Annotated in this window: 7 protein-coding genes; 1 reads left to right on the top strand and 6 read right to left on the bottom strand. The window is 58.7% G+C overall.

The features are described 5' to 3' along the window. A partial coding sequence (locus tag ALO64_RS22255) for a glucosyltransferase domain-containing protein (RefSeq protein WP_174517456.1) occupies positions 1-446 on the bottom strand: 446 nt, incomplete at its 3' end. A 121-nt stretch (positions 447-567) separates the two neighbouring features. Further along, positions 568-1,779 (bottom strand): hypothetical protein, encoded by a 1,212-nt coding sequence (locus tag ALO64_RS22250; RefSeq protein ID WP_235378692.1) that lies wholly within the window; start codon positions 1,777-1,779, stop codon positions 568-570. Positions 1,780-2,283: 504 nt separating this feature from the next. On the opposite strand from ALO64_RS22250, the gene ALO64_RS22245 reads away from it, so the two are divergent. Next, positions 2,284-2,715 (top strand): universal stress protein, encoded by a 432-nt coding sequence (locus tag ALO64_RS22245; RefSeq protein ID WP_002552909.1) that lies wholly within the window; start codon positions 2,284-2,286, stop codon positions 2,713-2,715. 7 nt (positions 2,716-2,722) lie between these two features. On the opposite strand, the gene ALO64_RS22240 is transcribed toward ALO64_RS22245, so the two are convergent. Genes ALO64_RS22240 through ALO64_RS22225 form a run of 4 tightly spaced genes read right to left on the bottom strand, consistent with a single transcriptional unit; the run spans position 2,723 to position 7,366 of the window. After that, positions 2,723-3,187 (bottom strand): response regulator, encoded by a 465-nt coding sequence (locus ALO64_RS22240; protein ID WP_044344404.1) that lies wholly within the window; start codon positions 3,185-3,187, stop codon positions 2,723-2,725. Continuing rightward, positions 3,184-5,520 (bottom strand): ATP-binding protein, encoded by a 2,337-nt coding sequence (locus ALO64_RS22235; protein ID WP_044344403.1) that lies wholly within the window; start codon positions 5,518-5,520, stop codon positions 3,184-3,186. Before ALO64_RS22235 ends, ALO64_RS22240 begins: the two co-directional genes overlap by 4 nt. Beyond that, on the bottom strand, positions 5,517-6,185 hold the full coding sequence (locus ALO64_RS22230; protein WP_002552911.1) for a response regulator: 669 nt from the start codon (positions 6,183-6,185) through the stop codon (positions 5,517-5,519). Before ALO64_RS22230 ends, ALO64_RS22235 begins: the two co-directional genes overlap by 4 nt. Then, positions 6,182-7,366, bottom strand: coding sequence for a sensor histidine kinase (locus tag ALO64_RS22225; protein WP_005746811.1), 1,185 nt, complete (start codon positions 7,364-7,366; stop codon positions 6,182-6,184). Before ALO64_RS22225 ends, ALO64_RS22230 begins: the two co-directional genes overlap by 4 nt. Positions 7,367-7,459: the final 93 nt, after the last annotated feature.

The raw sequence follows: 7,459 nt of genomic DNA, 5'->3' as shown, positions 1-7,459 counted from the left end.
GCTCGGAGCTTCCCTAAAACATTGAGTGCCGGCTGATAGAGTGCAAGCGCTGTAGCCACCCATAAGGCCGCTTTCCAGCTGCTTTTCAACGGCTTGCAGGTCGAATGCAGCAGTGCCTCCACCGCCAGGCACAGGCTCAGTACCATCCCTGGACCGTCGTATTGGTAAGACAGGTTCTGCAGGAAGAAGGGGTTGTACAGAACAGGCAACACAATCAGGCAGTTCAGCGCGGTAGGGCGGCTAAAGTAATGATGCGCCAAGCGGGTCAGGGATACCGCCAGCAGGCCAGTGGTCAGCAATAACGGCAGCGGGAACAGATTGATCGCGCCTGACGAAAAACCGAGCACCATATAAAGCAGGTCTACGCCGGGGCGGCCTTGTTCTGTCCAGCGACCCTGTGCAAGTTGCGACCTCCAGTAGTCATCGGCGTAAGTCTGGTCGGCCATGAGAAACGGAACTATGTACAGCAGGCTTGCCCCGAGCAGTAGCCAATATGAGTGTTGCCAGGAAAGTGCTTGACTCAGCCATCTGATAGGGGGCATGGGAAGTGTCGCTGCGGAAAGTGGGTTACGGTTCCCAGATATAAGTATCGGGGGTTGTAATTTTTTTCATGACGATGCAGCCGGTCTGCTGATGAACCTTAATGCTGTAGAACGTGCGATCAACTATCGGTGTACTGACCGTCAGGTCCTGCGCAGTGCATGGCGATGTCAGCCATTCACCGCGAGTGATACCAACGCGTTGCAGTCTTGCAGGTGTCGCGCGCTCGTCGACATTCATGATGTATTTGATCGCAGGAAGTTTTTCGAAGGTTCCGCTGGCCGCTGGCAGCCAGTTTTGAAGTGGCTGACTGTCGAAGTGAAAAGTGTCTATATTTTGCAGATCAGGCAGGGTGTCGATGTCGTAGGCAAGGCTGAAAAGTACATAAGTGCCGAGCTCTTTCTGCAGGATCAGCACTCTGGCGTAGGCATAGGAAAAGGACAGCATGCATACGACCGGCAGGATCAGCACCAGACGCACTGCATCATGCTGTTTCCAGGCATGCGTGTTGATCAGGAAAAAAAGCGCGATCAGCAGTGTCGAGAATCCCGTCAATGTTCCGGCCCGGCCGGCGAAATCATTTGCCAACAAGGCTGTTCCGGGAATCAGCAGCAAGAGTGCAACAGGCAGGCTCAGGTAAAAGAGGACAGCGACTGCCTTGCGGGCAACGCCGTTCGGTCGCCTGAATGCATTGAGTACGTGGCTGACGTAACCAGGTAGCGCAACCAGTAAAAGCGCGATAGCCAGCCAAGTGGTGCCTGTGTTGAACAAAAATCCTACGTTTTGGTAGAGCAGGGCCAGCCGCCTGATTATTTCCGCAAGCCAATGACTGTCCATTGTCAGCAAGTCGTATGCGCCGACCGTCGCGTAAAGGCACAATCCGCACAACAACTGCGTCAGCCTGATCATCAGCAGCCTGCCAATGAAACCCGGAATGCGCTGCTGTATCAGCGCTTTCATGCATTCAACGCAACAGAGGCCGAGGAAAACATTGAGGCTTGGTGTACTGGACGCCAGTGCGCAGGCGATCATCAGGCCTGGAATGGCCAGTTTTCTGATCATTGCGGGGGAGTCATAAACAATTGCGAAAACGATCAAAGCGATGCCCAGCGCAATGATCGGGCCGTCGTAGTGGCTAGAAAGGCTCAGCAGGAGGAACGGGTTGTACCAAAGCGGCAGTACCACCAGACAGTCAATCACTGTGGGCGTTGCAAAGCAGTCACGCACCCACTTGAACATGGCCCACGAAATCAGCGCTGTAGCGATTAACAGTGGCAGTGGGAAGAGTTCGGGTGCGCCGGTTGTAAAAGTCAGCGCGCGATAGGCGAGGGTGGCAAGTGGATATCCATGCTCTGCCCATTGCCCCTGAGCATTGCTTGAGATCCGGTCATCTTCGGCAGAGGGCGCATTGGCGAGCAGTAACGGCAGAATATAGAAAACGTTGGGCCAGGATGAATAGCAGCGTGGCCTGTTTCGAGAGGCGTTTGTTCCAATGGGCAGCCATTGACTGATCGTTCCATGAGACCGATACCGCCACTGCCGGTCGTTGCTGGCACTACTGCACTCACTCTAGAAGAATAAATACCTTCGTCAAATCAAATCATCTTCCAGCCCATCGTGTGTTGCGGTCGCAGAGGTGTAGGCCAGCACACATTGCCCTGAATCAACAAGCTGCCGTTCAGCAGTGGTTGCCTGCCAGTCAACGGATTATATTGATCGCATAACCCCTCAAGGAAAGCGCACATGCACAAAGTTTTGGTTCCCTTCGACGGCTCCGAGCACGCCATGCGTGCCTTGGGCTATGTAATCGAATTGTCTGGCGACCTCACCAAATCGCTTGAGGTGCATATCCTCAATGTGCAGGCCAGCCCCATTGATTACAGCCTTTATCTGGCCCCCGACATGATTGATGGTGTGAAGGCCGGGCTGACCAATGAAGGCAAGCGGGTGCTCGATGATGCGATTGCGTTGCTGACCGCAGCGGGCGTGCCGTTCCAGGCCCATGTCGAGCTGGGCAACGTCGCCGAGCAGGTAGAAGCCGAGGTTCAGCGATTGGGGTGTGATGCTGTGGTCATGGGCACCCGCGGGCTTGGCAACTTTGGCGGCCTGCTGCTGGGCTCGGTAGCCACGCGGGTGATCCATGAAGTGTCGGTGCCGGTGACGCTCATCAAATAAAGACGCCTCACTGCTGCGCCAGCGTCCGTGGCTGGCGCAACAGCTCGATGTTTTCCGGCGGCACCAGCTTGCGCAGCGATTTATACAGCGCGCGGGTTTCCAGCAGGTTCCAGATACGCAACATGGTTTCCAGCGCATCCAGCGGCTTGCTGATGAAATCCCGTGCGCCCAGCGCCAGTGCGCGTAGTCGGGTATCGCGTGTCGCGTCGGCGGTCAGTACCATGATCGGCAGATAGTCATTGGCCGAAATGCGCCGGTTGAGCTGTTCCAGAACCGCAAAACCATCGAATTCGGGCATGTGTAGATCAAGCACCACCAGGTCCGGCTCAAAGCTGTTGAACAGGTCCAGCGTGCGCAACGGCTCGGTGCTGCTCAGCACATTGGTCAGGCCCTCGCGGGCAAGCAGTTGCTCCATCAGATCAAGGTTGGGCCGCTGGTCGTCAATGATCAGAATGCGAAAATCTCCGGTCATGTTGGCTCCGGTAAATACTGGTCCAGGAGGGCAAGAAACACCGGCACCTGAATGGGTTTGGTCAGAATGGCCGTTGCACCGGCCTGTTTCAGTTCGCAACTGGCTTTATCGCTGGTGTCGGCTGTAATCATCAGTACGGGGGTATTGGCCGTAGCCGGCAAGCGCCGCAGACGTTGCAGCACCTCAAGGCCTTTGATGTCCGGCAGGTTCAGGTCCAGCAGAATCAGCTGCGGCGCATGCTGGCGGGCCAGATCCAGCCCCAGCTGCCCCTGCATGCTCGACAGCAACTGGATACCGGGCCTGCGCTGCATCAGCGTCTCGATCAAGGCCATGCTCGACAGGTTGTCTTCGATGCACAGCAGCTTGCCGTGATAAGCCGGGCGAGCAGGCAGGCGGGCGACAGGGGCGGCGTCAGCAGGCATGCCGGTCTGTGGCAGGGGAGCTGTGGGGGCGTGCACCAGAACAAGTGGCAGCTCGAGTATGAAGCGGCAGCCTTCAGCCGGTGTGTTCTGCACTGACAGGGTACCGTGCATCATTTCCAGCATGCTTTTGCTCAGCGCCAGCCCCAGCCCGGTGCCCTCGACGCTCGGGTTGGCATCCAGTCGTTCGAACGGTTTGAACAACTGCCCGATACGCTCTGGCGCAATTCCGTAGCCTGTATCGATTACGCTCACGGTAACGCGCTCGTCCGACTGCTCGACTTCAATCCGCACCTGACCTTCGGGACGGTTGTATTTGATGGCGTTGGACAGCAGGTTGAGCAACACCTGAATCAAGCGCTGGCGGTCCGCGACCACGCCAAGCTTGTCAGGCAATTGCGGCAACGCCTTCAATTCGATGTTGGCATCAGCCGCCATCGGCGAGACCAGCACCAGCGCTTCTTCAAGTACGCTCGACAGTGATACCGGTTCCAGGCTCAGGGACACATGCCCGGCTTCGATTCTGGCGATGTCGAGCACTTCATTGATCAGTTTCAGCAGGTGCTGGCCGGCTCTCAGGATATGGCCGATTTGCGGTCGCTGGCTTGCAGGCGAGTCCATGTCCAGCAACTGGGCAAAGCCCAGAATCGAGTTCAGGGGCGTGCGCAACTCGTGGCTCATGCGCGAGAGAAACTCGCTTTTCGCCCGGCTGGCCCGCTCGGCTTCCTCGCGGGCCGTACCCAGGGCTATTTCGGCGACACGACGATCACTGATGTCACGGGTGATCTTGGAAAAGCCGCGCAGTTCATCATTGCCATCGTATTGGGCGGTAATCACCACGCTGGCCCAAAAACGGCTGCCGTCCTTGCGTCTGCGCCAGCTTTCTTCTGTGTAGCGGCCGTTGACCGTTGCTTCACGCAATGCCATGTCAGGGTGTTGCGGACATTCCTCCGGCAGGTAGAAAACAGAGAAGTGCTTACCGATGATCTCTTGCTCTGTGTAGCCCTTGATGCGCTCGGCACCTGCGTTCCAGGTGGTGACATAGCCGTTGCGGTCCAGCGCAAAGATGCCGTAGTCCTTCACGCCTTCGATAATCAGCCGCAAACGTTCTTCATTGTCGCGCAGCGCGCGTTCGCGTTCGGCCAGCAATTGGCCGGCTTCGACCAGTCGGGTGCCGAGCTGGCCGATTTCGTCCTTTTCCGGGGGTTGGGGCAGCAACGGGTGCCCGAGCGCCAGCCGCTGAGCATTGCGTTGCACCTGATGCACCCTCGCGACGATGCCTTTGGACAGCATCAGCACGGCAAGAATGGCGCCGAATATTCCGCAGGCGGCTGCCAGCAGGGTCGAGCGCAGCAGGCGTTCGCGGGTAGCGGCCGCCGCTTCGGTACGTTCGGCGAGCAAGGCGTCTTCGCGCTCGCGCATGATGCCGATCCGCTCGCGCAACTGGTCGAGCACGTACTTGTTTTCGACCAGAATGCGGGCAACGGTTTGTTGATCTTCCATGCTCATCGAGCGCAGTTTTTCCAGGCCGTCGACCTTGGTGTCGATCAGCGGCTCGATGGCTTTGAGGTGTTCGCGCATCTGCTCATCGCGCACATTGTCGTTGAGTCGCGCCAACGCTGCCCCGATCAGCGGCTGCGCGTTGATGTAGCCAGGCAGGAAGTCTTCCTGATGAGTCAGCAGGTAGCCGCGTACGCTGGCCGCACCTTCTGCGATCTGGGTGTGCAGTGTCTGGATGTCGCCTTGCACCAGCAGCACACGGCGTACATCTTCCTCTGCCTGAGCGGTCTGGCGTTCAGCGATATAGATGAGCACCAGCGAGAACATGAGAATCGCCAGCGGCAAAGAAATGGCCACCAGCGCCTTGCCGCGTAACGGAAGGTCTTCCCAGCGGCTGCTTCCGGTTGTCGTCATCGCCACTCGCTCGTCGACTGGCTTACCAGGCCCAGCGCCACGCCACGCACGGCGGCCTGAGTACGGTCCGAGGCACCCAGTTTGCCGATGACCTTTTCCACGTGTGCCTTGGCGGTGCCGGTAGTAATGCCGAGTTTTTCGCCGATTTCACGATTGCTGAAGCCGCCCGCCACCAGTCCCAGTACCTGACGTTCGCGAGGTGTGAGGGATTCCGGCAGAGCTGCGCCACTGGTGTTGCGCTCGGTCATGCGCCTTAGCAGGCGCGCACTGACGGTGCTGTTCAAGGCTTCTTCGCCACGGGCCACACGTTGCAGACCGGCGATTACTTCGTCGCGGCTGGCGTCCTTGAGCAGATAGCCCACCGCCCCTGCGCTGATCGCGGCTTCCAGATGATCAGTGCTGTCGTCCATGGTGAAAATCACCACTTTCAGGTCCGGCATACGCTGCTGGAGAATTCGCGCAGCGCCCAGTCCGTTGAGCACTGGCATGCGAATGTCGAGAATTGCGATGTCCGGTTGCAGTTCCTGGCACAGGTCGATGGCTTGCTGGCCGTCTGCGGCCTGGCCGACCACTTCGAATTCCGGATGCCCCGCCAGCAGCGAAACGAACCCGGTGCGGGTCACTTCATGATCGTCCGCCAAAACCAGTCGCACAGTGTCAGTCATGTTGTTGCCTTGTCTGCGGTAAAAGGGACGATGGCGCGCAGCCGGGTGCCGCGCTCAAGGCGGCTGAAGCAGGTCAGGCGGCCGCCCAGAAGGCTGGCGCGTTCCTGCATGGCCACCAGGCCCAGCTTTTGAACGCTACTGCCGTTACGCGGCTTTTCGGTGATGAAACCCCGGCCGTTGTCTTCCAGGCTTAGTGAAACATTGTCGTTACTCAGTTCCAGCGCCAATTCTACGCGGCTGGCACCGGCGTGTTTGAAGACATTGTTGATGCCTTCCTGAGCGATGCGGAATAACGCAATTTCCAGATGGCTGGGCAAGCGTGCCTGGGAACGCGAAGTCCACTGCACGGCGATGCCCGCTTCACGCAGCCGGTCGGCTTCCTTGTCGACTGCCTGCAACAGCCCGAAATCATCCAGCACGCTGGGTCGCAGACCGCTGATCAACTGCCGACCTTCACCGACGCAGTGCTGCGCCAGCTTGAGAATGGCTTGCAGGTCGGCATCCAGCGGTTCAGGCAGTTCCGGACAGCGACCGGCAAAACCCTGCAGTCGCTGGTGCAGACCGGCGAGTGTCTGGGCCAGCCCGTCGTGCAGGTCGTAGGCCATGCGTTTGCGTTCGTCTTCCTGAGCGGTGAACAACTGGCGGACCAGTTCGGACATGGTGCGCTCTCTGACGACCAGTGCTTCAAGCAGTCGATTGTTTTCCAGATGTGCCGCCAGCAACGTTGCCAGCAGTTGCAGGGACTCGATGTCCTCATTGTCCGGGGCATTGATGCCTACGCTGTTGGCCAGCATCAAGGTGCCGAAACAGCCTTCGTCGGCACCACGCAACGGCAATAACAGCACACAAGGCAAGTCGGGACCGCTGCGCTCCAGCCATTGCGGGCCGATGGCCAGCGGGTCGGCAACTGTTTCAAGGGTACTCAGGCGGTCGGCATTGCCATGGCTGGCGGTGGTCTGCACATTGTTGTCGGTGCCCCATTCCAGCAGCAGGCCATGGTCCATGGCGACGAATGCGCAGGCGCGCTGCAGCACTCGCTGGCGCATGGCCTCGGGAGGTAATTGGGTCAGCTCCTGACCGGTATCCACTAACAGACGCAGGCGAGCAGCGCGGCTTTGCGACTGGCGATACTGATTGCGGATTGCCAGCGCACTTGCCGGGTCATGGGGGGGGCTTTGCATGGGGAGCTCCAGCGAGGGTGGATGCCCGCGCGGGCATAACGGAAGTGACGCTATTAGAACTTTATCAGGAGATAAAGCCTATCTGCCGATTGG

This window comes from Pseudomonas meliae (assembly GCF_001400515.1).
In the GTDB taxonomy this organism is placed as follows: domain Bacteria; phylum Pseudomonadota; class Gammaproteobacteria; order Pseudomonadales; family Pseudomonadaceae; genus Aquipseudomonas; species Aquipseudomonas amygdali.
Note: the sequence above shows the minus strand (reverse complement) of the source record. Positions and strands in the feature narration are given on the sequence as shown.